Raw genomic sequence first — 24,047 nt, 5'->3', positions numbered from 1 at the left:
CAGTGATCGCGACCGTGAGGGGGAGCCGGCGCACCAGCGTCTCCGAGATGGACTCCGTCGTGACGCCCGCGGCCACCCACCCGACGAGCCGGCCCGCGGCATCCCTCACCGGCACGATCGTGCGCACCGAAGGACCCAGCGTGCCGGTGAAGACCTCGGTCAGCTCCCTGTCGTCGGCGGGGATCGTGCCGCGGTAGTGCCTTCCGATCTCGTCGGGGTCCGGATGCGTGACGCGCGTGCCGTCCGGCGTCATCACGGTGATGAAGTCGAGACCCGCCCGGGAGGTGACCTCCAGTGCGTAGGGCTCGAGGGCTGCCGACGCCGCGTCACGGTCGTCCTCCAGCGCCCCGGCGACGAGGGGCGACACGGCGAGGGTCCTGGCGGTCGCCGCAGTGACGCGCTCCGCCTCGTCGTGCGCGGCGGTCTGCGTCTCGAAGACGAGGAAGGCCGCCACCAGGGCCGCGAGGACCAGGGATGCCGCGATCAGGACCACGAAGACGCGGGACGCGGCGCTGCGCGCGTGGGTGGGCACGGTCGTCATCCACGCCTCCCGTCGTCCGCTGCGCTGCTCGCGACCAATACGACCACAAATGGTGCCGCGATGAGAAGTCCGTGACGGTGGAGGAACCGACGGCGAGGACGCCGTCCGGCATGACACGACGACGTTCATGATCGAGGAGGAAACATGGCGATGACAAGCGGATTCGGGTTCCCGAGGATCCCGCAGCGGCGCGGCCGGAAGTCGTGGGACAAGCACACCTGGCTCTACCTGTCGGTGCTGATCGCGGTGGTGCTCGGCGCACTGGTCGGACTGATCTGGCCCGAGGTGGGGCAGGGCTTCGAGGCGCTGGGCAAGGGCTTCGTCGCCCTCATCAAGATGATGATCGCGCCGATCATCTTCTGCACGATCGTGGTGGGCGTCGGCTCGATCGCGAAGGCGGCGACGGTCGGCCGGATCGGCGGGCTCGCGCTGATCTACTTCATGGTGATGTCGACCTTCGCGCTCGCCATCGGGCTCGTGGTCGGGAACATCATCCACCCGGGTTCAGGACTGGACATGGCCGGGTCCAGTTACGAGGCCGCGTCCACCGAGGCGTCGACCGCGCAGGACTTCGTGCTCGGGATCATCCCGACGACGTTCTTCTCCGCGTTCACCGGGGAGAGCGTGCTGCAGGTGCTGTTCATCGCACTGCTCGCCGGCTTCGCGCTGCAGGGTCTCGGTGACCGCGGTGCGCCGATCATGGAGGCGGTGAAGAACCTGCAGCTGCTGGTCTTCCGCATCCTCGGCATGATCCTCTGGCTGGCACCGGTCGGCGCGTTCGGCGCCATCGCGGCGGTGGTCGGGAAGACCGGTCTGGCGGCGATCTGGAGTCTCGGCATCCTCATGGTCGCGTTCTACATCACCTGCATCGTCTTCATCGTCGTCGTGCTGGGCACCGTGCTGTGGCTGGGCTCTCGGGTGAGCATCTTCAGCCTGATGCGGTACCTCAGCCGCGAGTACCTGCTCATCGTCGGCACCTCGTCGTCCGAGTCCGCCCTCCCTCGTCTGATCGCGAAGATGGAGCACGTCGGCGTCTCCAAGCCGGTCGTCGGCATCACCGTGCCCACCGGCTACTCGTTCAACCTGGACGGCACCGCGATCTACCTCACGATGGCCTCGCTGTTCATCGCGACGGGAATGGGACAGCCGATGTCGATCACGGAGCAGATCGGCCTGCTGGTGTTCATGATCCTCGCGAGCAAGGGTGCGGCGGGCGTCACCGGAGCGGGCCTTGCCACGCTGGCCGGCGGTCTGCAGGCGTATCGTCCCGACCTGGTCGACGGGGTCGGCGTGATCGTGGGCATCGACCGCTTCATGTCCGAGGGGCGTGCGCTGACGAACTTCACCGGCAACGCCGTCGCCACGCTGCTGATCGGCACCTGGACGAAGCAGATCGACCGGGATCGCGTGCGCCTCGTCCTCAGCGGCGAGCTGCCGTTCGACGAGTCCTCGCTGGACGGCGTCGACAGCCACGGCGGCGGCAACACACGCGCCGAGAGCGCACAGGTCGAGAGCGCACAGCTTGAGGCCGCGCAGCGCTGAGCGGTACCGGACGCCCGGGAGCAGCGGACCGGAACGACGCAGGCCCGCGATGCAGCAGCATCGCGGGCCTGCGTCGTACGTGGGTACGGGCTCAGCCGCTCTTCCGGCGGAACTCGCGCTTCATCTGCGGCGCGGGGGTCGCGTGCACGGCTGAATCGCCGTCGAGGTGCGCCTCGCCGCCCTGGTTCTTCGCGTTCTTCCGGTCGAGCGCTTCCTTGAACTTGCGCTTCATCTCCTCGGAGGAGACTGCCTTGTCTTCGCTCATGTCCGTCAGCCTAGCCGGTCGGCTTCCGCGGAGCGCGAGCGAGGCCGCCGCGCCGTGATCAGGTCGATCGCAGCACCCAGGGCGACCGCGACGAGCACGGAGACGACCACCGCCGGCAGCGGGCCGCCCGGCAGGAGCGCCGCGACCACCGCACCGACGGCGGCCTGATACGCGGCCCAGCCGGTCGCGGCGACGGCGGCGAGGCTGAGAAAGCGGGGCGGGTGGATGCGGGACGCGCCGGCGACGAGATTCACCGCGAGCCGGGCGAACGGCACGAAGCGCGCGGTGAACAGCACGGTGGCGGTCCCCGTCGACAGCCGGCGCCGTGCCCAGTCGAGGGATGCGCGCACCCGGGGCGCGCGCATCCAGCGCCACCGCTCCACGCCCGCCGTGCGCCCGATCAGGTAGCAGGCGACGTCGCCGCACCAGGCGGCCGCCGCCGCCAGCCCGATCACCGCCAGGAGCGGCGGGGACCCCTGCGACATCGCGATCGCGCCGAGCGCGGTGACGGCGATCTCACCGGGGATGACGACCAGGAACGCGTCTCCGACGACGAGAGCGCACATCACCACGAGGCCCCAGGGGCCGGTCAGCAGCTGCAGCAGAGGTTCCGGCATCACAGCGGAACTTTCGCTCATCCTGGTGAACGGGAGGAGGCCGGCAGGTGAGGAGATGACCGGCATCCGTGCATCGGGTGAACACTCGGCTCCCGACGCCGATTCCGTCCGTTCCGCGCGTCCGCCGCAGGCATCCTGGCCTGGTGAGAGTCGCGATCGTCACCGAGTCCTTCCTCCCGCACATGAACGGCGTGACCGGATCCGTGCTGCAGATCCTGCGCCACCTCGAGCGCACCGGGCATCAGGCGCACGTGATCGCCCCGTCCGCTCCGGACACGCCGCTGCGCTCCGGCGGGGCTCGCGTCGACACCGTGGCATCCGTGCCGCTGCCCGGCTATCGGCATGTGCGGGTGGGGATGGCGTCGACGGGGCGCGTCGTCGATTCGCTGCGCAGGTTCCAGCCGGACGTCGTGCACCTGGCATCGCCGTTCGCGCTCGGCTGGCGCGGCGTGGTCGCTGCGGAGCGGCTCGCCCTGCCGACGGTGGCCGCGTACCAGACCGACGTCGCGGCGTACACGTCGCGCTACGGGGTGGCGCTGACAACCTCCCTCGCCGAGAGCCACCTCGCACGGCTGCACCGCCGCGCCACGCTGACGCTGGCGCCGTCGAGCGAGTCCGAGGCGCAGCTCAGCCGGCTCGGAGTGGACAGGGTGCGCCGGTGGGGCAGGGGAGTGGATGCCGAGCGCTTCCGCCCCGATGCCAGGGACGAGCAGTGGGAGCATCGCATCCCCGGCCTCGTGACAGTGGGCTACGTGGGTCGTCTTGCGCCGGAGAAGCAGGTGGAGGACCTGCACGCGCTGCGCGGCATCCCGGGCATCCGCCTGGTGATCGCCGGCGACGGGCCGTCCCGTGCCCGCCTGGAGACCCTGCTGCCGGATGCCCTGTTCCTCGGCCACCTCTCCGGCGCCGAGCTCGCCCGGGCGATGGCATCCTTCGACGTCTTCGTGCACCCCGGCGAGAGCGAGACCTTCGGGCAGACGCTGCAGGAGGCGCACGCCAGCGGCGTCCCGGTGATCGCCACCGGGCGCGGCGGCCCGCTGGACCTGGTGCGCATGGGCATCGACGGCTGGCTGTACCGGCCCGGCGACCTCGACGACCTGCGGATGCGGGTGCGCGACCTCGCGGGAGACGAGCGCAAGCGCCGGGCGTTCGGCCGGGCCGGGCGCGAGGCCGTGGAGGGCCGCAGCTGGACGGCTGTCTGCGATCAGCTCGTGGAGAGATTCGACGAGGCGCAGGAGCTGCACGCGCTGGATCGCACGCTGCGCGTCCCCCGGACGCGGCGACCGGAGCCCGCCGAACCGCAGCGGGGGAGGCGCTGGCAGCGCTTCGTCGCCCTCGGCGACTCGCTCACCGAGGGCCTGGGTGACCCGGGCGAGGACGGAATCGAGCGCGGGTGGGCCGATCGTCTCGCGCTGCTGCTCGCCGCCCGCGGCGGCCTGCACTACGCGAACCTCGCCGTGCGCTCGCGGCGGGTCTCCGACGTCTGCGGCCCGCAGCTGCGACGCGCCCTCGAACTGCGTCCGGACCTCGCATCGGTGTTCGTCGGGTCGAACGACCTGGTGCGGGTCCGCGCCGACATCCCCGCGCTCGCCGCGCGCGTGGAGGATGCCGTGGCGCAGCTGCGCGCCGCGGGAGCCGATGTCGTCCTGGTCACTCCGATGCTGCCCCGTCGTGCGGCCTCCGCCGTCTACGCCCGGCGCTTCGCCGCGTACGCCAGCGCGCTCGCCGCGGTCGCGCAGCGCACCGGCGCGATCCTGATCGACGGGGACCTGCATCCGATGCTCGGACGTCGCCCGAACTGGGCCGAGGACCTCGTGCATCTCTCCAGCCGCGGCCACCGCTTCCTCGCCTACCGGGTCGGTGAGGCGCTGGGCGTGCCGCATGCCGAGGCGCTTGGCGTGCTGGACGAGTCCCTGCACGACCACGAGCACATCCTGCGCCGCACGTGGTGGCGACGGCACGCGCTGCCCTGGGTCTGGCGGCGGCTGCACGGACGCACGGCGGGGGACGGCCGCGTGGCCAAGCACGACGACTGGGTGTACATCGCGCGCAACGACTCCCGCGTGCGCGAGCACGCCGGTTGAGATCGCACTGGTAGGCTTGCAGAGGATGCCTGTGGCATCCGTCAAACTGCATATCGACTTAGTACGGAGCGGTCGGCTGAGAAGCTGGTCCCCTGTGGTGGGTTCCTCGTCGCACACGGCGCCGGGTGATCTTCTACTGGTGGCCAGCGCAGGCGAGATTCGCGGGAATGCCCGCGCGCTTATATCTGCCCGCATCCGCTCCTTCGCGAGAACTCGCGCATCATACGGACGCGCGAGCCTAAACAAAGAAGGAGAGACCTCTTGGAAGGTCCTGAAATCACTGCCACCGAGGCCGTTCTCGACAACGGCCGCTTCGGCACCCGCACCGTCCGGTTCGAGACCGGACGCCTCGCCCAGCAGGCGCAGGGCTCCGTCGCCGCGTACCTCGACGACGAGACCATGCTCCTGTCGGCCACCAGCGCAGGCAAGCACCCGCGCGAAGGCTTCGACTTCTTCCCGCTGACCGTCGACGTCGAGGAGCGCTCGTACGCCGCCGGAAAGATCCCCGGCTCGTTCTTCCGTCGCGAGGGCCGCCCCTCCACCGAGGCGATCCTGGTCTGCCGTCTGATCGACCGCCCGCTGCGCCCGTCGTTCGTCGACGGCCTGCGCAACGAGGTCCAGATCGTCATCACCGTGCTGTCGATCGCCCCGGGCGAGTACTACGACGCGCTGGCGATCAACGCGGCATCCGCCTCGACCCAGATCTCGGGTCTTCCGTTCTCCGGCCCGATCGCGGGTGTGCGCCTGGCGTTCATCCCCGGCCACGGCGAGCACGCCGACCAGTGGGTCGCCTTCCCGAACGCCGCCCAGGTCGAGGAGGCCGTCTTCGACCTCGTCGTCGCCGGCCGTGTCGTCACCAAGGCGGACGGCTCCGAGGACGTCGCGATCATGATGGTCGAGGCCGAGGCCACCGAGAACAGCTGGAACCTGATCAAGGCCGGCGCCACCAAGCCCAGCGAGGACATCGTCGCGCAGGGTCTCGAGGCCGCCAAGCCGTTCATCGCCCAGCTGGTCAAGGCGCAGGCCGAGCTCGCCTCGCACGCCTCCAAGGAGCCGGGCGTCTACCCCGTCTTCCTGCCCTACTCGGAGGAGACCTTCGCGTTCGTCAACGAGCGTACGCACGACGAGCTGGTGGGCGTCTACCAGATCGCCGACAAGATCGAGCGCCAGAACGCCGACGACGCGATCAAGGACCGCGTCAAGGGCGAGCTCGCCGCCGCCGTCGAGGCGGGCACCCTGCCCGAGTCGGCACTGGCCGAGTTCTCCGGCGCCTACAAGTCGGTCACCAAGAAGATCGTCCGCGGCCGCATCCTCACCGAGGGCGTGCGCATCGACGGTCGCGGCCTGGCCGACATCCGTCCGCTGGACGCCGAGGTGCAGGTCATCCCGCGCGTGCACGGCTCGGCCATCTTCCAGCGCGGTGAGACCCAGATCCTGGGCGTCACCACGCTGAACATGCTCAAGATGGAGCAGCAGATCGACTCGCTGTCGCCCACCACGAGCAAGCGCTACATGCACCACTACAACTTCCCGCCCTACTCCACCGGTGAGACCGGTCGCGTCGGGTCGCCGAAGCGTCGCGAGATCGGGCACGGCTTCCTGGCCGAGCGCGCCCTCGTGCCGGTGCTGCCCTCCCGCGAGGAGTTCCCCTACGCGATCCGTCAGGTCTCCGAGGCCCTCGGGTCCAACGGCTCCACCTCGATGGGTTCCGTCTGCGCCTCGACCCTGTCGCTGCTGAACGCCGGTGTGCCGCTGCGCGCACCCGTGGCCGGCATCGCCATGGGCCTGGTCTCCGACGAGGTCGACGGCGAGACCCGCTACGCGGCCCTCACCGACATCCTGGGCGCCGAGGACGCGCTGGGCGACATGGACTTCAAGGTCGCAGGCACCAGCGAGTTCGTCACCGCGATCCAGCTGGACACCAAGCTCGACGGCATCCCGTCGTCGGTGCTGGCCGGCGCGCTGACCCAGGCCCGCGACGCGCGTCTGACGATCCTGAACGTGCTGAACGCCGCGATCGACGCTCCCGACGAGATGGCGCCCACCGCGCCGCGCGTCATCAGCGTGCAGATCCCGGTCGACAAGATCGGCGAGCTGATCGGCCCGAAGGGCAAGACGATCAACGCGATCCAGGACGAGACCGGCGCGCAGATCTCCATCGAGGAGGACGGCACCGTCTACATCGGCGCCGTCGACGGTCCGTCGGCCGAGGCCGCCCGTGCCCAGGTCAACGCGATCGCCAACCCCACCAACCCCGAGGTCGGCGAGCAGTTCCTCGGAACCGTCGTGAAGATCGCCAGCTTCGGCGCCTTCATCTCGCTGCTGCCCGGCAAGGACGGCCTGCTGCACGTCACCGAGGTGCGCAAGCTCGCCGGTGGCAAGCGCGTCGAGAACGTCGACGACGTCCTCTCGGTCGGCCAGAAGATCCTCGTCAAGATCACGAAGATCGACGACCGCGGCAAGCTGTCTCTCGAGCCCGTGCTCGATGACGCGCCTGCCGAGGGCGAGAAGGTCGAGGAGCCCGCTGAGGCGTGATCCCGTCGGACGCCGGTGACCCGGCATCCGTGAGCAGGGCCCGGAGCAGTGCATGAGCACGGCGCCGGGCCCTGCGTCGTATCCGATGTGATCGGATCGTTACGAGAACTTCTCGTCACCGCTGTCGCAGTGCTCATCGCCGTGGAAAACCTCGCTTACCCTCGAAGTACGCACCCCGGGGTGGGTGGCGGATCTCGCGGGGGTGAGAGATGAGGATCTTCGGAGTCGGCACGGCCGATCAGCGGTCGCGCCCGCACGAGGCACTCGATGAGCATCCCTCCGCTCCGATCCCGGTCGTCGGGCCCGGCGTCGGGGAGAGCATCCGTGTCCCCCTGGGGGAGACCGGCTTCTCGATCTTCCCGCTCATGCTGGGCGCCGCCGAGTTCGGGTGGAACGTCGATCTGCCCACCAGCCATGCGCTGCTGAACCGCTACGTGGAGTTCGGTGGCAATGCGATCCACACCGCCGACGGCTTCTCCGGAGGACGCAGCGAGCACATCATCGGCCGGTGGATGCGTTCACGCGCGGACCGTGACGGGCTCGTGCTGAGCGTGCGGATCGGCGCACACGCCGACAACCCCGGGCTGGGGTCGGTGAACCTCGTTCGCGCCGTCGAGGGATCGCTCACGCGGCTCGGCGTCGAGCGGATCGACGTGCTCTACCTGGACGCCTCGCTGGATGAGACCACGAACCTCGAGGACACTCTGGCGACGACCGAGTGGCTGCGGGATGCCGGCAAGATCGCGTCCGTCGGCGCATTCCACTTCGCACCCGAGCGCCTGGTCGAGGCGCGCATCCTGGCCTCGGCCGGCTATCCGCGACTCGACGTGCTTGACGAGCCGTACAACCTGGTGCGCCGCACCGAGTTCGAGGGCGATCTGCGGCTGGTGGCCGCCGCCCAGGGACTGGCGGTGACGCCTTCGCACGCGCTGGAGCACGGGTTCCTGTCCGGGCAGCATCGCAGCAAGTCCGCCATGAGCGGGGTGCGAGGACAACAGCTCCGCAGCCAGCTGAACCGCCGCGGCATCCGCGTGCTCCGGGCGCTGGACGTGATCGCCGCCGAGCTCTCCGTGCCTGTGGCGGCCGTGTCGATCGCCTGGCTGCTGGCCCAGCGGACAGTGGTGGCGCCGATCGTCAACGCGTTCGCGACCACGCACGTCGACGAGCTCATGCAGGGCGCGGGCATCACGCTCTCGCGCGCGCAGATCGCCGAACTCACCCGGGCGGGCGCCTGATCCGAGTTCACCGGTGCGGCTGTCGGTCGGGCGGCTAAGCTGGAGAAGCCGCGATGCGGCGGCACGAAGCGAGCAGGGTTGTGACGCACTACATATATCTGGTCAGACACGGTGAACATCAGGATGCCGAGCACGGCATCGACGACGGACCCCTCTCGCCGCGAGGTCAACGACAGGCCGAACTCATCGCCGACCGTCTCTCGGGCCTTCCGCTGGACGCCGTCTGGCACTCCCCGCTGCTGCGCGCGACGGAGACCGCGCGCGCGATCGCGGAGCGGCTGCCGTCGGTCGACCCGGTGCCTTCGGCGCTGCTGTTCGACTGCGTTCCGACCGGCATGACCGAGGACACCCCTGCGGCCTACGAGTCCTTCTTCGGGTCGGTCAGCGAGGCCGAGATCGAGGCCGGCTCGGCGCAGATGTCGGACGCGGTGGGCGAGTTCCTCCGCCGCCGCAACGGCGAGGTGCACGAGGTGCTCATCACGCACAACTTCGTGATCTCGTGGTTCGTCCGCGAGGTGCTGGGTGCACCGGACTGGCGCTGGATGACGCTGAACCAGGCGCACTGCGGGCTGAGCGTGATCGCCCAGAAGCAGGGCCGGCCGTGGACGCTGATCAGCCACAACGATCTCGGACATCTGCCGATGGAGCTGCGCACGGGCCTTCCCGATGTGCCCTCGGTCTGACGGGCGCCCGTCACGCGTCGGAGACGCTCGCACGGCGAATCTAGACTGGTGACATGACCACTCAGGTTGCCCTCGTCGGCGGATCAGGCAAACTCGGCCGCATCATCCACGCGGTGATCGACGAGCTCGACGACTTCGAGGTGCGCAATGTCCTCGGTTCCGCGAGCGATCTCAGCGAGCTCGACGGCGCCGACCTCGTCGTCGACGCGTCCACCCCGGCCGTGAGCATCGAGGTGGTCCGCGCGGCCCTCGAGCGCGGCATCAGCATCCTGGTCGGCACCTCGGGCTGGTCCCAGGAGCGCATCTCGCTGGTGCGCCCGCTGCAGGCCACCGCCGGGACGGGTGTGGTCTTCATCCCCAACTTCTCGCTGGGCTCCGCGCTGGGCACTGCGCTGGCCGCCGCCGCCGCGCCGTTCTTCCCCTTCGCCGAGATCGTCGAATCCCACCGCGACTCCAAGATCGACTCTCCCAGCGGCACCGCGGTGCGCACGGCCGAGCAGATGGCCGAGGCTCGCGAGGAGCACGGACCGTTCGACGCCCCGCACGTCGATCAGCGCGCTCGGGGGCAGCAGGTCGCGGGCATCCCCGTGCACTCCCTGCGCCGCCCGGGCGTGATCGCCCGGCAGGAGGCGATCCTGTCCGGCGCAGGGGAGTCCCTGACGATCGTGCACGACACGGTGGACTCCGCGGCAGCCTACGCACCCGGCATCCGGCTGGCGGTGCCGTTCGCACGCGACAACCGCGATCTCGTCATCGGACTCGAGAACATCATCGACCTCGGCCTGCGCCCGAAGGCATGACCTTTCCCGTCGGCGTGCTCGGCCCCGTGCAGGTGGCCGGCCGCGACGCGGGCGGAGCGGCGATGAGAGCGCTGCTCGCCGCGCTCGCGCTGACCGGAAGCGGCACGGTCCGCTCCGTCGCGGCCCTCGCCGACGACGTCTGGGGCGAGGACCAGCCGCAGAATCCGAAGGCCGCGCTGCAGACGCTGGTCTCCAGGGCGCGCGCGGCAGGCGGCTCGGAGCTCGTGCGCAGCGCTCCAGGCGGGTATGCGCTGGGGACAGACGCGACGGATCTGCAGCGGGCGCGGCAGATCGTCCTGGAGGCGACGAACCGGGCTGAACGGGATCCACAGCGGATCGAGCTGCTCGAGTCCGCGGTCGCACTGTGGCGCGGCGAGCCGGGCCTCGATCTCGGTGACGCACCCGTGGCGGGAGAGCTCTCCCGCACCGCAAGCGCGCTGCTCGACACGATCCGCTCCGGCCTCGCCGAAGCCTACGCCGACGCCGGTCGAGACGCCGATGCCGTCGCGCTGCTGGCCGTCCTGGCGGGCGAGCGCCCACTCGACGACAGCGTCCACGTGGCGCTGATGGAGTCGCTGGCGCGCGCCGGCCGGACGCCCGAGGCTCTCTCCGTCTTCGCCGACCTGCGCGCTCGACTGCGGGATGCGCTCGGTGCGTCGCCGTCCCCGGCCGCGGTCGAGCTCAACGCCCGGCTGCTGCAGACCTCGGATCAGGTCGGGGCGCGGGTGCGCATCGGCGTCCAGGCCGCTCCGAACGAGCTCATCGGCCGCGATGACGTGCTCCGTGAGGCGAAGGCCCTGCTCGCACGGACGCGACTGCTGACCATCCTCGGCGCCGGCGGTCTGGGCAAGACGCGGCTGGCGCAGGCGATCGCGCTCGACGCCGATGCACCGGCGGTGGTCGTCGTTCCGCTCGCGGGCGTGCGGGAGGACACCGGGGTGCCGATCGCCGTCGCCGCCGCACTCGGGATCAGCGAGATCACGCCCGGCCGGCGGCTGAACGAGACGGTGCCGAGGCCCGACCTGATGGCGCGCGTGACGGCGATGCTGGGGGAGCGGCCCACGCTGCTCGTGCTGGACAACTGCGAGCAGGTCATCGACGGCGCCGCGCAGTGCGCAGCCGAGCTGCTGGCGGCGGTGCAGACCCTGCGGATCGTCACGACGAGCCGCACACCGCTGGCGGTCGCCGCCGAGCAGGTGCTGCCGCTCGATCCGTTGACGATCGACGCCGATCCCGGGGCTCCTGCCGTCCGGCTCTTCATGGAGAGGGCGCATGCCGCCCGGCCCGGTGCGACCCTCGACCTCGAGACGGTCGCGCGACTGTGCCGCCACCTCGACGGGCTGCCCCTGGCGATCGAGCTCGCCGCTGCACGCGTGCGCACGATGACCCCCGAGCAGATCGAACTGCGGCTGGAGAACCGGTTCGCGCTGCTGACGACCGGCGACAGATCTGCGCCGGAGCGGCACCGCACCCTGCAGGCGGTGATCGAGTGGAGCTGGGATCTGCTGGAGCCCGAGGCGCAGCGCGCGCTCGCCCTGCTCTCGGTGCTGCCGGGCGGGTTCTCCGCATCGATCGCCGAGGCGGTGCTCGACGATGCGCCGGCAGATGATGTGCTCGACATGCTGGTCTCGCACTCCCTCCTCGGCGTGATCGAGAACGCCGCGGGTGCGGAGGTGCGCTTCAGGATGCTGGAGACCGTGCGCGAGTTCGGCCAGCAGCGGCTCAAGGACGCCGGCAGCGAGGCGACGGCCTGGGAGGCCGTGATCGCCTGGGCCACCTCGTTCGCCCGCGAGCAGGGCGAGGGAGGCCTGCTGTTCCCCGCGGGCCTCACCGCCGCGCAGCACCTCGCCGTCGTCCGGGAGCACGACAACCTGGTCCACATCCTGCGGCGCCTGCTCGTGGAGCGCCGCGACGCGGACGCCGTGCTGCTCTTCGCCGTCCTCGGCCAGTCCTGGTTCATCCGCGGCTCCTTCACGGAGTTCATCGGCTACGCGCCGCGCATGATCGAGACGGCCGGCTCATCCGGTCGCGATCGGATCGGCTCGGACGTGGTCGTCATCACGATGGCGATGGGCGTGCTCGGATGCCTGATCAGCGGCGATCCGTCGGCGACCAGAGGGCTGGCGCTGCTGAGACTGCACAGGGCGCGCGCCGGAGAGCGCCTCGCCCCCGCCTGGCACCTTCTGACCGAGGCGCTGGACGCCGCAGCGCGCGGAGAGACCTCGAGCGCCTCGGACATCCGTGCGGGGCAGACCGACCCGCGTGCACAGCTCGCCGCGGACATCCTCGTGTCGCAGGCCGAGGAGAACGACGGGGAGGCGGAGCCCGCGATGCAGGCCGCCCGCAGCGCCTGGGAGCGAGCCCGAAGGATCGGCGAGCGGTGGGCCGAGGGCATGGCCGCCGATCTCGCCGCCCAGCTGGCCGCGCAGACCGGGCAGGCCGAGGACGCACTGGTCTGGCTGGACCGTGCCGCCGAGGTCTTCCGGGAGTACGACGCGCAGGACCAGCTGAGCCAGCAGGACTGGGTCCGCGGCGGCGCGCTGCTCTGCCTGGGACGCACCGGCGAGGCCCGGCAGCTGTTCCTGCGACTCGTCGACGAGGGCGGGCTCAGCCAGGACGGTCTGGAGCTCACCTCGATCGGCCGGTACGGACTCGCCGAGGCGGATCTCCTGGACGGCGATCCCGCCGCGGCGTCCGCCTCGTTCACAGCCGCGATGCGGGCGTTCGCAGAACCCGCCACGCGACGTTCGCCCTGGTACCTGATGGCCATGTCCGGCTATCTCTCGGCAGCGGTCCGCTCGCTGCACCTGCCGGCCGAGGAATGCGCCGTCTGGGAGCGAAGGCTGCGCACCAGGACCATCGCCGCCTGCAGGCAGCGCCGCGAAGGGGTGGACCGACCCGTGCTGGGCACCGCGCTGATGGGCTGGTCGGCGTGGGCGCTCCGCAGCCCAGGCGACGTCGAGCGCGCGGTCGAGGCCGTCGCGCTGTCCGAGGTCCTCGGCGGTAGACAGAACATGCCGACGCTCGACCTCGCGGCGCATCTGGTGGATGCAGAGCGGGTGGCCGGCGCCGAGACCGTGGCGCGAGTGCGCGCGGAGATCGCCGCGCTGCCCGCGGGCCGGCGGGTCGAGCGCGGCCTGGCGGTGCTCGCGGGGCACTGATCGCGCCGCGCCCGACGGCACGAGGTGCCGCGGAACGCCGAGAGGGACGCCCGCCGGCGGCGGACGTCCCTCTGCTGTGGGGGTCAGGCCTTGCGCATGTAGGCCCGCACGGTGAGCGGCGCGAAGATCGCGACGATCACTGCTGCGCCGAGGATCGAGATCCAGGCATCCGCGCCGAAGGCACCCGTAGCCGTGAGATCCCGGACGGCCGTCACCAGGTGCGAGACGGGGTTGATGTTGACGAACCACTGCAGCCAGCCGGGCATGGTGTCGACCGGGACGAACGCGTTGGAGAGGAACGTCAGCGGGAACAGGATGAGCATCGAGATCCCCTGCACGCTGGACGCCGTGCGCGCGATCACTCCGAAGAACGCGAAGATCCAGCTGAGCGCCCAGGAGCACACGATCACGAGCAGCCCCGCGGCGATCACCGACGCGATCCCGCCCCCGGGACGGAAGCCCATCAGCGCGCCCATGGTGAACGTGAGCACGGTGGCGATCGCGTAGCGGACCGTGTCGGCCAGCAGCGCGCCGGACAGCGGGGCGATGCGCGCGATCGGCAGGGATCGGAACCTGTCGAACACGCCCTTGTCCATGTCCTCGCGGAGCTGCACGCCCGTGACGACCGAGGTGGTGATCACGGTCTGCACCAGGATGCCGGGGATGATCACCGGCAGGTAGGACTGCACGTCCCCGGAGATCGCTCCGCCGAAGATGTAGGTGAACATCAGGGTGAACAGGATCGGCTGCAGCGTGACGTCGATCAGCTGCTCAGGCGTGCGGCGGATCTTGATCAGGCCGCGCCCGGCCATCGTGACGGTGTTGCGCAGCGCGAGACCGAGGCCGGCGTGGTTCCTGAGCCGGCGTTCGGACGCCGGGATGATGCGGGTGGCGGTGGGGGCGAGAGCGCTCATGCGCGCACCTCCTCCTTCTGTGAGGCGGCCGGGGCCGCGGTGTCGTCGGCGTCCGCGTCTGCGGAGTGACCGGTGATGGTGAGGAAGACCTCGTCGAGAGTGGGCTTCTGCACGCTCATCTCGTTCAGGCCGATGCCGGCCTCGCGGAGCACGATGAGCAGGTCCGCGACGCGATCGGCGTCCGTCATGGGGGCGGTGATGCGGGCGGCCTCGGGCGAGAGCACGCCCTGCACGCCGAGCACGCGCTCGATCGCGCGCAGCGCGTCCTCGGCATCCGCGGGCGTCGTGAGCCGCAGCTGCAGCGACGATGCTCCGACGGATGCCTTGAGATCGTCCGGCGAGCCCTCGGCGACGACGCGGCCGCGGTCGATCACGGCGATGCGGTCGGCCAGCTGATCGGCCTCGTCGAGGTACTGCGTTGTCAGCATCACGGTGGACCCGGTGCGGACCAGCTCGCGGATCGTGTCCCACATCTGCCCGCGGGTCCGCGGGTCCAGGCCGGTGGTCGGCTCGTCGAGGAAGATCAGCGGCGGCTGGGCGATGAGCGAGGCGGCGAGGTCGAGGCGGCGGCGCATGCCTCCGGAGAACTGCGCGAGAGGCCGGCGCGCCGCCTCGGTGAGCCCGAACCGCTCCAGCAGATCCGCGGACTTGGCGCGCGCCTCGGCGCGGGTCAGCCCGAGCAGCCTCGCGAAGATCATGAGGTTCTCGTTCGCCGACAGGGTCTCGTCGACCGAGGCGAACTGGCCGGTCACGCCGATGAGCTGGCGGACGATGTGCGCCTCGCGGACGACATCGTGGCCGAAGATGCGGGCGTCGCCGCCGTCGGGACGCATCAGCGTCGCGAGCATGTTGATGGTGGTGGTCTTGCCGGCGCCGTTCGGGCCGAGGACCCCGTAGACGGTGCCGGTGGGCACGCGCAGGTCGACGCCGTCGACTGCGCGGTTCGCACCGAACACCTTCACGAGTCCGTCGGCCGCGATGGCCCATTCTGAGGTGGAGTTCGTCATGCGACGAGCATCCGCCCGGCCGCTGTCGTCGTACTGTCGTTCCGCTGTCGGCGCCTGTCAGCCGCTGTCAGCGGGAGGGAACCGTCTCCGCGGGCTCCTAGGATTGAGGCATGAGCTCTCGCATCGGCGTCGCAGTCATGGGCGCGGCGCTCTTCCTGTACGTCGTCGTCGCCGCCTGGTTCGCCGTGCTCATGTTCTCCGCCGCGACCCCGCTGTCGATCGCGTTCGGCGTGGGCCTGATCGTCATCGCCGTGATCGGCGGGTGGGCGCTCGTCCGCGAGCTGATGTTCGGGTTCTCCGCCGACCGGCTCGGGCGTCAGCTCGACGGGGAGGGCGGGATGCCCGAGGCGCCGGAGGCCCTGAGCCCGAGCGGGCGCCTGCTCCGTGAGGACGTGGAGCCGATGATCGCGCAGTACACGACGGCGGCCGACGCGGATGCCGACGACTGGCGCGCGCGGTACCGGCTCGGTGTCGTGCAGGAGGCGTCCGGACGCAGAAAGGACGCCAGGGCCAGCATCCGCGAGGCGATCCGCCTCGCCCGCGTCCGTCCCTGACGTCCCGCAGGATCGCCGAGGCGATCAGGCCAGGCTGGCCTCGAGGGTGATCTCGATGCCGGCGAGGGCCTGCGACACCGGGCAGCCGGTCTTGGCGCCCTCGGCGATCTCCTGGAACTTCTCCGGGGTGAGGCCGGGGACGGTGGCGTTCACGTTCAGGTGGCTGCCGGTGATGCCGGTGCCGGGCTTGAAAGTGACGGATGCCGAGGTGTTCACGCGCTCGGGCGGGGTGCCGTTCTCGGTCAGCGCGTGCGAGAGCGCCATGCTGAAGCACGAGGCGTGCGCGGCGGCGATCATCTCCTCGGGGGTGGTGGTCGTGTCGGAGCCCTCGCTGCGGGCCTTCCAGTCGATCGGGAAGGTGCCGAGGTTCGAGCTCGAGAACGCGACGGTGCCGGATCCCTCGGTCAGGGAACCGGTCCAGCTGGCGGCGGCTTCACTGGTGACGGGCATGTTTCCTCCAGGGGTCGCGATCATGCGGTGGACGCGGGTTCGCGTCGTCTCGCAAGCCTATCCAGGAGGCGGCTCCGGCGGTACCGGTCAGGCCGCGCGGGGACCCCGTCCGACAACGCCGGCGCGCTGCAGCAGCAGGTAGAGCTGGCAGCCGAGGCAGAACCCGAACGCGGCGTTCAGGAACGCGGCGATGAAGGCCATCGCGGTCGCGATCGGCAGCGCGAGCGGGACGCCCAGCAGGTGCAGCAGCAGCCCCACCGCGACCACGAGCAGCCCGACGCCCTGGGCGAAGCGTGGCGGACGGGGATCCTCCAGCTCGGCAGGAGGCGCCAGCCGTGGTCGTACGACGCGGCGGAACAGCACGCTCCACGGTGAGGTCGTCGGCGACAGGACGCCCCACAGGAACAGCAGTGCGATCACGACCGTCAGCAGGAACGCCGGGTCGAGCGCTCGAACGCCGAGGGGCGTCGTTGGAAGCACCCAGGCGCTCAATGGTGCGTTTGCGAGCGGCTGGTAGGCGAACCAGCCGAAGGAGGCGGCCCCGGTCTGCGTGGACGCGCCGATCAGGCCCAGGAACGTCGCCACCAGCAGCAGCGCGGAGGTGATCCAGGCGGCGAAGCGCGGTGCGCGCGGATCGATGCCACGCGGGGCGGCGGGAGCGGAGTCGGTCATGATGCCTCCTGGAGGACGGGCAGTTCGCTGAGTGCGGCCTCGACGTCCGCTCGGCGCGGCACGCCGTTGAATCGGGCGACCAGAACGGCGTCCGCTCCGATGAGAAACGTCGTCGGCGTGCTGAGCACGCGGTGCGCCCGAGCCAGATCGGGGCGGTGCGTCAGGTCGACGTCGACGTGGTCGACGGCAGGCAGAGCGGATGCGATGCCCTGCAGCATCCGCCGCACCTGCGGGCAGCGGGCGCACGTCTCGGTGCCGAACTGCACCAGCGTGACGCGTCCGGCCGTGACCCCCAGGTCGGTGAGGTCCACGACATCCGATCCGCCGCGACGACGGCCGTCGCGGGCGCGCCAGACGACGCCGGCCGCGGCGGCGATCACGACGAGCGCCGCCAGGACCAGCAGCGCGGGGATCGGGGACATGAGCCGAGGATAAGTCCGTCCGCTGGGTGCGGGACCCGATGTGACGGATCATGACGGAACGCCGCCGACCCCGCCTCGGCGGGTATCGTGGCAGGCATGAGCGCCGCCGTCCCCACGCCCTATGAAGACCTGCTCCGCGACGTGCTCGAGCACGGCACGCACAAGGACGATCGCACCGGCACCGGGACGACCAGCGTGTTCGGCAGGCAGATCCGCTTCGACCTGTCCCAGGGCTTCCCGCTGATCACGACCAAGCGCGTGCACTTCAAATCGATCGCATACGAGCTGCTGTGGTTCCTGCGCGGCGATTCGAACGTGCGCTGGCTGCAGGAGCACGGCGTCTCGATCTGGGACGAATGGGCGGATGCGGACGGCGACCTCGGCCCGGTGTACGGCGTGCAGTGGCGTTCGTGGCCCACGCCGGACGGCGACAGCATCGACCAGCTCTCCCAGGTGATCGAGCAGATCAAGGCGACGCCGGACTCGCGCCGGCTGATCGTCTCGGCCTGGAACCCGGCCGACATCCCCGACATGGCGCTGGCGCCCTGCCACGCCATGTTCCAGTTCTACGTGGCCGACGGGAAGCTGTCCTGCCAGCTCTACCAGCGCAGCGCCGACCTGTTCCTGGGCGTGCCCTTCAACATCGCCTCGTACGCGCTGCTGACCCTGATGGTCGCGCAGCAGACCGGGCTGGAGCCCGGAGACTTCGTGTGGACCGGTGGCGACTGCCACATCTACGACAACCACGTCGAGCAGGTGCGGGAGCAGCTGACCCGCGAGCCGTACCCGTACCCGACGCTGCGCATCACCCGCACCCCGGACTCGATCCTGGACTACCGCTACGAGGACTTCGAGGTGGTCGGCTACGAGCATCACCCCGCGATCCGCGCGGCGGTGGCCGTATGAGCTGGGCCGGCCTGATCTGGGCCGAAGCCGAGGGCGGCGTCATCGGCGCCGCAGGCGGAATGCCCTGGCACGTGCCCGAGGACCTCGCTCACTTCAAGGAGATCACCCTCGGCGACCCGGTGATCATGGGCCGGCGCACCTGGGAGTCGCTCCCGGAGCGGTTCCGTCCGCTGCCCGGCCGGGAGAACATCGTCATCACCCGGCAGCAGGACTGGGCGGCGGAGGGCGTCCGGCGTGCCGCCGACATCGACGAGGCGGTCCGCGGTCTCGACCGGATGTGGTTCATCGGCGGCTCCGACATCTTCCGGCAGGTGATCGGTCACGCCGACCGGCTGGAGGTCACCGAGCTCGAGCTGAAGGTCGACGGCGACGCGTTCGCCCCCTCGCGGGAGGGCTGGCGACTGGTCGACGAGGGGGAGTGGGAGACCTCCCGCACGGGCGTCCGCTACCGCTTCCTGGGATACGAGCGCTGATGCCCACCGCGCTGATCACAGGCGCCAGCGCAGGCCTGGGGGCGGAGTTCGCGCGTCAGCTCGCCGCGAAGGGCGCGGATCTCGTGCTCGTGGCTCGCGGGACGGATGCCCTGAACGCCCTGGCGGGCGAACTGCGGACGCAGCACGGTGTCGCGGTCGAGGTGCTCGCGGCGGACCTGGCGCAGGAGTCCGACGTGACCCGGGTCGCCGAGCGGATCGCGGATGCTGGGCATCCGATCGACCTGCTCATCAACAACGCAGGCTTCGGACTTCCGCTGCAGTTCGCCGACAACGACATCGAGGACGAGGTGCGCCATCTGCGCGTGCACGTCGAGGCGTCGATGCGGCTCATGCACGCCGGGATCCGCGCCATGCGGGGCCGCGGCGGTCGCATCATCAACGTCGCGTCGGTCGCGGGCTTCATCTCCCGCTCCACCTACTCGGCGTGCAAGTCGTGGCTGATCGGGTTCAGCCGCTGGGCGAATGCCGAGTACTCGCGTGACGGTGTGAGCGTCACCGCCGTGTGCCCCGGCTTCACGCACACCAGCTTCCACGCGCGGATGGGGCTCGCGCCGGGGCACGAGGGCGTGCCGAAGCTGATGTGGCTGGACGCCGCGGACGTCGTGCGCGAGGGACTGCGGGACGCCGCACGCGGCAGGTCCGTGTCGATCCCGTCTCTGCGGTACAAGGTCGTCGTCGCCCTGTCGCGCGTCCTGCCGAGCTCGCTGACGGCCGGCGTGGCCCGCCGGGGACGCGTCTGAACCGGTCGTCGCGGTTCCCACGCCCGGGCGCGGGCCGTCATCCGCGCGGTATCGGGCGCATGCCACCGCATCCGACGCGATAACCTGAATCCATGACGCACATCGACAATCCGTTCGGACAGGTCCTCGTCGCGCTGGTCACCCCGATGACCGCCGACGGCGAAGTGGACTGGCCCGCTGTCGAGAAGCACCTGGACCGCGTCATCAGCGACGGCGCCGACGGCATCGTCGTCACCGGCACGACGGGTGAGACCTCCACCCTGACCGACGCCGAGAAGATCAAGCTGGTCGAGGTCGGCAAGGACGTCTCCGCCGGCCGTGCGAAGATCATCACCGGCGGCGGATCCAACGAGACCGCGCACGCGATCGAGCTCTACAAGGCCAGCGAGAAGGCCGGCGCAGACGGCATCATGATCGTCACGCCGTACTACAACAAGCCGACTCAGGCCGGCATCCTGACGCACTTCCGCCTGGTGGCGGACGCGACCGACCTGCCGGTCATCCTGTACGACATCCCCGGGCGCACGGGCGTGCCGATCAAGTACGAGACGATCCTGCGCCTGGCCAAGCACCCGAACATCCTCGCCGTGAAGGATGCCAAGGGCGACTTCTCCGAGGTCAGCCGCGTGCTCAACCAGACCGACCTCATGTACTTCTCCGGTGACGACGCGAACGTGCTCCCGCACCTGGCGATCGGTGCGACCGGGATGATCGGCGTCACGGCGAACATCACGTCGGCGCCGTACCGGACGATCGTCGACGCCGTGAACCGCGGCGATCTGAAGACGGCGACCGCCGAGCACAAGCGCCTCGAGCCGCTGGTGCGCGCGGTCATGACCCACGTGCCGGGCACCGTCTCGGCCAAGTACATCCTGCACGGACTCGGCCGCATCGGCAGCCCTCGCGTCCGCCTGCCGCTGGTGGGACCGGAGGAGTGGGAAGCCGCGATCATCGAGGACGAGCTGGCTCTGGTCCACGACGTGCCCGGAGCCGACTTCTCCAACTTCCGTCCCGACCGCAACGCCGCCGCCGGCGGCGCACTGCCGAAGGTGCACGGCACCACGCGCTGACATCCCGGGCGCGTGGAGCGCCCGACCACGAACGGGCACTCGGTGTCCGACTGAGGAGACACCCATGTCCATCCCCATCGCCGCTCCCGAACCGCTCGCACAGGGCACGCTTCGCGTGACCCCCCTCGGCGGTCTCGGCGAGGTCGGCCGCAACATGACCACCTTCGAGTTCGGCGGCAAGATCCTCATCGTCGACTGCGGGGTGCTGTTCCCCGAGGAGCACCAGCCCGGCGTCGACCTGATCCTCCCCGACTTCGAGCCCATCAAGCACCGCCTCGACGACATCGTCGGCGTCGTGCTCACGCACGGGCACGAGGACCACATCGGCGCGGTTCCCTACCTGCTGCGCCTGAAGCAGGACATCCCGCTGATCGGCTCCGGGCTGACCCTCGCGCTGGTGGAGGCGAAGCTCAAGGAGCACCGCATCAAGCCGTACACGCTGACGGTGACGGAGGGGCAGCAGGAGAGCGTCGGTCCGTTCGACCTCGAGTTCATCGCGGTGAACCACTCCATCCCGGATGCGCTCGCCGTCGCGATCCGCACGCCGGCGGGCCTGGCGCTCGCGACCGGTGACTTCAAGATGGACCAGCTGCCGCTGGACGGCCGCATCACCGACCTGCGCGCCTTCGCCCGCCTGGGCGAGGAGGGCGTGGACCTGTTCCTGGTCGACTCCACGAACGCGGACGTCCCCGGATTCACGCCCACCGAGCGCTCGATCGGCCCGGTGCTCGACCAGGTGATCGGCAAGGCGCCGCGCCGAGTGATCGTGGCGAGCTTCTCGAGCCACGTGCACCGCGTGCAGCAGGTCATCGACGCCGCGCACGCGCACGGCCGCCGTGTCGCGTTCCTCGGCCGCAGCATGGTGCGCAACATGACCATCGCCGAGCAGCTGGGCTACCTGCACGTCCCCGAGAACGTGCTCATCGACTACAAGAAGGCCCGCGACCTGCCCGACGATCGGATCGTCTACATGTCGACCGGCTCGCAGGGCGAGCCGATGGCCGTGCTCAGCCGGATGGCCAACCTCGACCACGCCATCGAGCCGGGACCCGGTGACACGGTCATCCTCGCCTCCAGCCTGATCCCCGGCAACGAGAACGCCGTGTACCGCGTGATCGACGGGCTGACCAAGCTCGGCGCGAACGTCGTGCACAAGGCCAACGCCCGGGTCCACGTCTCCGGCCATGCCGCCGCCGGCGAGCTGCTGTACTGCTACAACATCCTCAAGCCGAAGAACGTGCTGCCCGTGCACGGCGAGTACCGCCACCTGATGGCGAACGCCCGGCTCGCTCAGGACACCGGCATCGCCGAGGAGAACACCATCATCGGCTCCAACGGCACGGTCGTGGACCTGAAGGACGGCAAGGCGACCGTCGCGGGGCAGCACGACATCGGGTTCGTGTACGTCGACGGCTCCACCGTCGGCGAGATCACGGATGCAGATCTGAAGGACCGCCGCATCCTCGGCGAGGAGGGCTTCGTGTCGGTGATCGTGGTGGTGGACTCCGCCACCGGACGCATCATCTCCGGCCCCGAGATCCACGCCCGCGGCGTCGCCGAGGACGACAGCGTCTTCGACGACGTGGCGCCGAAGATCGTCGCGGCCCTCAAGGAGGCCGCCGGAAACGGCGTGCGCGACAACCACGCGCTCTCGCAGATCGTGCGTCGCACGATCGGCCGCTGGGTGAACCAGAAGCTGCGTCGGCGCCCGATGATCGTGCCGCTCGTCATCGAGGCCTGATCCCGCGGAAACCCGCGTCATTACGGCCGGATGTCGGCTCCTGGCCGTACCGTTGAGGCATGGCCAGGAGCACCACGAAGTCTGAGCGCGCGTCGGCGACGCCCGCGTCGCGTCCGAAGCGGCAGACGACATCGCGCTCCGGTGCGAAGGCCGCGCCGGCACCGAAGAAGTACGTGGGCGAGGCCGACAGGCCGCCCGTCGGCGTGCGGATGTGGCTCGGCATCGCGCATGGTGTCGGTGCACTGTTCCGCGCGTTCGGTCCGGAGTCCCTGGAGAAGGACGACCGGCGCGACGGCTTCCCGTTCCTGCTGGTGCTGCTTGCGTGCGCCGGCGCGGTCGTCGAGTGGTTCTTCATCGGCAACGAGATCGCGCAGTCCATCAGCGCCTACACCTGGGGGCTGCTCGTCGGGCGGGTGGCATTCGTGCTGCCCGTGCTGCTGCTGTTCCTCGCCGGGTGGCTGTTCCGTCATCCGTCGTCCGTGCACGACAACGGCCGGATCGGGATCGGCTTCGGCTTCTTCGTGCTCGCCATGGCCGGCTTCTGCCATGTCGCGGCCGGCGCTGCGAACAGCCTGGGCGACGTCGTCCGACCGCAGCCGAAGGACGGCATGCCGGCGCTCAGCGCAGCCGGCGGTCTGTTCGGCTGGATGCTGGGCGAGCCGCTGGCCCACCTCACCGCCGTCGTGGCGTACATCGTGCTCGGCATCCTCGCGGTGCTCAGCATCCTGATCCTCACCAAGACCCCGCCGAACCGCATCGGCGAGAGGCTCGGCGACCTGTACTCCTGGATGTTCGGGGCGGAGCGCCCGCTGCGTGCCGCCGCCGTCGACGAGGCCCCCAAGGACGAGGACGACAGCGCCAAGGACGAGCTGCCCTGGTGGCGGCGCAACAAGACGGGCCGCGAGGAGGATCCCGACGACGGGGTCGACTCGAAGGCGATCACCGCCCTCTTCGACGAACCCGCCGGTGACGGCGCGTACGAGCAGGCCGTCGTGGTCGACCCGACTCCGCAGGATGCCGCGACCGAGGTCCTCAGCGACATCAGTGCGCTGACCGGGCTGCTCGACGAGCAGAACACCACGGCGCTGCTGGACGACACCGGCTCCACCGGCGAGCTTCCCGGGCTGGACGGCTTCGGCACGGCCGGCCCCGGGGCGGGCGGCCCGCAGCCGCCGGCGGCACCGTACGTGCTTCCCAACCCGGGCATCCTCAAGGCCGGGCCGCCGCCGGTCACCCGATCGGATGCCACCGACCAGACGATCGCGCAGATCACCAGCGTGCTCGAGCAGTTCAAGGTCGACGCCAAGGTCACCGGCTTCTCGCGCGGCCCGACGGTCACGCAGTACGAGGTCGAGGTGGGCCTGGGCGTCAAGGTCGAGAAGATCCTGCAGCTGAGCAACAACTTCGCCTACGCGGTCGCCTCCAACGACGTGCGCATCCTCTCGCCGATCCCGGGCAAGAGCGCCATCGGCATTGAGATCCCGAACGTCGACAAGGAGACCGTCGCACTGGGTGACGTGCTGCGCTCGGCCGCCGCGCAGAAGAGCACGCACCCGCTGACCATCGGCGTCGGCAAGGACGTCGGCGGCAAGTTCGTCGTCGCCAACCTCGCCA

Annotated in this window: 21 protein-coding genes and 1 pseudogene; 14 read left to right on the top strand and 8 right to left on the bottom strand. The window is 70.5% G+C overall.

What is annotated here, in order from left to right; all coding sequences use genetic code 11:
- Positions 1 to 541, bottom strand: a pseudogene (locus BGN97_RS02625) (ATPase); the annotation flags it as partial.
- Between the two features lie 144 nt (positions 542 to 685).
- Here BGN97_RS02625 and BGN97_RS02620 point away from each other — a divergent pair.
- The gene (locus tag BGN97_RS02620) at positions 686 to 2,083 is read left to right on the top strand and encodes a cation:dicarboxylase symporter family transporter (protein ID WP_292697783.1); all 1,398 of its coding nucleotides are present in this window, start codon (positions 686 to 688) and stop codon (positions 2,081 to 2,083) included.
- A gap of 91 nt (positions 2,084 to 2,174) precedes the next feature.
- Here the strand turns inward: BGN97_RS02620 and BGN97_RS02615 are convergent, their stop codons facing one another.
- Both BGN97_RS02615 and BGN97_RS02610 read right to left on the bottom strand, forming a co-directional pair.
- Positions 2,175 to 2,348 (bottom strand): DUF5302 domain-containing protein, encoded by a 174-nt coding sequence (locus tag BGN97_RS02615; RefSeq protein ID WP_285633077.1) that lies wholly within the window; start codon positions 2,346 to 2,348, stop codon positions 2,175 to 2,177.
- A 5-nt stretch (positions 2,349 to 2,353) separates the two neighbouring features.
- Positions 2,354 to 2,965, bottom strand: a complete 612-nt coding sequence (locus tag BGN97_RS02610; RefSeq protein ID WP_292697909.1) for a VTT domain-containing protein — start codon at positions 2,963 to 2,965, stop codon at positions 2,354 to 2,356.
- Between the two features lie 143 nt (positions 2,966 to 3,108).
- Between BGN97_RS02610 and BGN97_RS02605 the strand changes: the two genes are divergently transcribed.
- The 6 genes from BGN97_RS02605 (at position 3,109) to BGN97_RS02580 (ending at position 13,463) form a co-directional block, all read left to right on the top strand.
- The gene (locus BGN97_RS02605) at positions 3,109 to 5,049 is read left to right on the top strand and encodes a GDSL-type esterase/lipase family protein (RefSeq protein WP_292697780.1); all 1,941 of its coding nucleotides are present in this window, start codon (positions 3,109 to 3,111) and stop codon (positions 5,047 to 5,049) included.
- A 261-nt stretch (positions 5,050 to 5,310) separates the two neighbouring features.
- Positions 5,311 to 7,584: a polyribonucleotide nucleotidyltransferase gene (locus BGN97_RS02600; RefSeq protein ID WP_292697778.1), complete on the top strand. Its 2,274-nt coding sequence runs from the start codon at positions 5,311 to 5,313 to the stop codon at positions 7,582 to 7,584.
- Between the two features lie 209 nt (positions 7,585 to 7,793).
- Positions 7,794 to 8,819, top strand: coding sequence for an aldo/keto reductase (locus BGN97_RS02595; protein ID WP_292697776.1), 1,026 nt, complete (start codon positions 7,794 to 7,796; stop codon positions 8,817 to 8,819).
- An 80-nt stretch (positions 8,820 to 8,899) separates the two neighbouring features.
- Positions 8,900 to 9,502: a histidine phosphatase family protein gene (locus BGN97_RS02590; RefSeq protein ID WP_285633065.1), complete on the top strand. Its 603-nt coding sequence runs from the start codon at positions 8,900 to 8,902 to the stop codon at positions 9,500 to 9,502.
- Between the two features lie 53 nt (positions 9,503 to 9,555).
- Entirely contained in the window at positions 9,556 to 10,302 is a 747-nt protein-coding gene (dapB, locus tag BGN97_RS02585; RefSeq protein WP_292697774.1) for a 4-hydroxy-tetrahydrodipicolinate reductase, read from the top strand.
- The gene (locus BGN97_RS02580; protein WP_292697772.1) at positions 10,299 to 13,463 is read left to right on the top strand and encodes a BTAD domain-containing putative transcriptional regulator; all 3,165 of its coding nucleotides are present in this window, start codon (positions 10,299 to 10,301) and stop codon (positions 13,461 to 13,463) included. The genes dapB and BGN97_RS02580 overlap by 4 nt, the downstream gene beginning before the upstream one ends.
- An 83-nt stretch (positions 13,464 to 13,546) precedes the next feature.
- On the opposite strand, the gene BGN97_RS02575 is transcribed toward BGN97_RS02580, so the two are convergent.
- The gene (locus BGN97_RS02575; RefSeq protein WP_292697770.1) at positions 13,547 to 14,377 is read right to left on the bottom strand and encodes an ABC transporter permease; all 831 of its coding nucleotides are present in this window, start codon (positions 14,375 to 14,377) and stop codon (positions 13,547 to 13,549) included.
- Positions 14,374 to 15,384: an ATP-binding cassette domain-containing protein gene (locus tag BGN97_RS02570; RefSeq protein WP_292697768.1), complete on the bottom strand. Its 1,011-nt coding sequence runs from the start codon at positions 15,382 to 15,384 to the stop codon at positions 14,374 to 14,376. Before BGN97_RS02570 ends, BGN97_RS02575 begins: the two co-directional genes overlap by 4 nt.
- Positions 15,385 to 15,494: 110 nt before the next feature.
- Between BGN97_RS02570 and BGN97_RS02565 the strand changes: the two genes are divergently transcribed.
- On the top strand, positions 15,495 to 15,938 hold the full coding sequence (locus BGN97_RS02565; RefSeq protein WP_292697766.1) for a hypothetical protein: 444 nt from the start codon (positions 15,495 to 15,497) through the stop codon (positions 15,936 to 15,938).
- A 24-nt stretch (positions 15,939 to 15,962) separates the two neighbouring features.
- Here BGN97_RS02565 and BGN97_RS02560 read toward each other — a convergent pair whose 3' ends face one another.
- From BGN97_RS02560 to BGN97_RS02550, 3 genes are all read right to left on the bottom strand, one after another.
- Complete coding sequence (locus BGN97_RS02560; RefSeq protein WP_292697764.1) at positions 15,963 to 16,388, bottom strand: OsmC family peroxiredoxin; 426 nt, start codon at positions 16,386 to 16,388, stop codon at positions 15,963 to 15,965.
- Between the two features lie 87 nt (positions 16,389 to 16,475).
- The gene (locus BGN97_RS02555; RefSeq protein WP_292697762.1) at positions 16,476 to 17,060 is read right to left on the bottom strand and encodes a DUF4395 domain-containing protein; all 585 of its coding nucleotides are present in this window, start codon (positions 17,058 to 17,060) and stop codon (positions 16,476 to 16,478) included.
- Positions 17,057 to 17,482 carry a thioredoxin family protein gene (locus tag BGN97_RS02550; protein WP_292697760.1) on the bottom strand — a complete coding sequence of 142 codons (426 nt, stop codon included), beginning with the start codon at positions 17,480 to 17,482 and terminating at the stop codon, positions 17,057 to 17,059. The genes BGN97_RS02555 and BGN97_RS02550 overlap by 4 nt, the downstream gene beginning before the upstream one ends.
- 96 nt (positions 17,483 to 17,578) lie before the next feature.
- Here BGN97_RS02550 and BGN97_RS02545 point away from each other — a divergent pair, with 96 nt between their 5' ends.
- The 6 genes from BGN97_RS02545 to BGN97_RS02520 form a co-directional block, all read left to right on the top strand.
- Entirely contained in the window at positions 17,579 to 18,388 is an 810-nt protein-coding gene (locus BGN97_RS02545; protein ID WP_292697758.1) for a thymidylate synthase, read from the top strand.
- Complete coding sequence (locus tag BGN97_RS02540) at positions 18,385 to 18,861, top strand: dihydrofolate reductase (protein WP_292697756.1); 477 nt, start codon at positions 18,385 to 18,387, stop codon at positions 18,859 to 18,861. Before BGN97_RS02545 ends, BGN97_RS02540 begins: the two co-directional genes overlap by 4 nt.
- On the top strand, positions 18,861 to 19,622 hold the full coding sequence (locus BGN97_RS02535; protein WP_292697754.1) for an SDR family oxidoreductase: 762 nt from the start codon (positions 18,861 to 18,863) through the stop codon (positions 19,620 to 19,622). The genes BGN97_RS02540 and BGN97_RS02535 overlap by 1 nt, the downstream gene beginning before the upstream one ends.
- A gap of 92 nt (positions 19,623 to 19,714) precedes the next feature.
- Positions 19,715 to 20,692 (top strand): 4-hydroxy-tetrahydrodipicolinate synthase, encoded by a 978-nt coding sequence (gene dapA, locus BGN97_RS02530; RefSeq protein WP_285633036.1) that lies wholly within the window; start codon positions 19,715 to 19,717, stop codon positions 20,690 to 20,692.
- Positions 20,693 to 20,756: 64 nt separating this feature from the next.
- Positions 20,757 to 22,433, top strand: coding sequence for a ribonuclease J (locus BGN97_RS02525; RefSeq protein WP_292697751.1), 1,677 nt, complete (start codon positions 20,757 to 20,759; stop codon positions 22,431 to 22,433).
- A 59-nt stretch (positions 22,434 to 22,492) separates the two neighbouring features.
- Positions 22,493 to 24,047: DNA translocase FtsK (locus BGN97_RS02520; RefSeq protein WP_292697749.1), on the top strand; the 1,555-nt coding region annotated here is incomplete at its 3' end.

It is taken from the genome of Microbacterium sp. 69-10, from assembly GCF_001897945.1.
Taxonomy (GTDB): domain Bacteria; phylum Actinomycetota; class Actinomycetes; order Actinomycetales; family Microbacteriaceae; genus Microbacterium.
This window is presented reverse-complemented; position numbering and strand designations above follow the sequence as displayed.